This is a genomic window from Leptospira johnsonii, from assembly GCF_003112675.1.
GTDB lineage: Bacteria > Spirochaetota > Leptospiria > Leptospirales > Leptospiraceae > Leptospira_B > Leptospira_B johnsonii.
This window is the reverse complement of record NZ_BFAY01000019.1, coordinates 1-710: the sequence shown is the minus strand read 5'-3', so window position 1 is coordinate 710 and position 710 is coordinate 1. Positions and strand designations below refer to the sequence as shown.

Annotated in this window: 1 protein-coding gene; it reads right to left on the bottom strand. The window is 42.5% G+C overall.

Annotated elements, in window-relative coordinates; translation table 11 throughout:
• Positions 1-710, bottom strand: a 710-nt coding sequence (lsa25, locus tag LPTSP_RS19020) for a surface adhesin Lsa25 (protein ID WP_439957028.1), incomplete at its 5' end; no start/stop codon positions are given.

The following is a 710-nucleotide window of genomic DNA, read 5'->3' as shown; positions in this document are numbered from 1 at the left end:
TTATCTCACACAGCGAACGAAATATCTGCTGGTCTTGCTATAAGACTCGTCTTCTCCAAATCTGTCTTTGGAGAAGGATACTGCCCGAGCTGTTTTACCTGCTGCATCTTGTTCGTTAGCTGTTGAACTCCAATAGAAAGACTCTAGTGTATCCGGAAATTTCAAAAGCATGAAGTTGCGGCTATTCGAACTTAAATATTTTAACTCCAAGAAACTAGCAACTCTCCAGTCAGTATGACCTCCCGTGTTATCGTTCGCACACGAATCATAGGCCTCTGAACTGCCGGTTATACCGATCGGAGATACATTCGTTAGTGTCTGAGGAATTCCCAATGTATTACAAGAGTTCAAATCCACACTACAATACTGGAGATCCGTTGCACCGAAAGAACTCGGATTCGCTAAGCTCCCGTTTGCTCCTCTACAATTGTAACTCGTGGCATCTCCGTTGAATAACTGACCTTGGCTACAAGTCTTCCACATCAAACCGCTTGTACTGTCAGATGTTGTTCCGTCGCCATTGTTCGTAAAACTTTGGAAAAAGATCGCACCCGCAATCAGGTCGCTCTCATCTTCTTCCCTAAATCCATAAGGACTACGATCTAGTTTTTCCTCACAACCCATCGCGAGCATACAAAACGCGAATAAGGTAAATAATGATCTTATTATATAAAATACTTTTCTCATCTCTTTGTCCTTAAAACGCATGG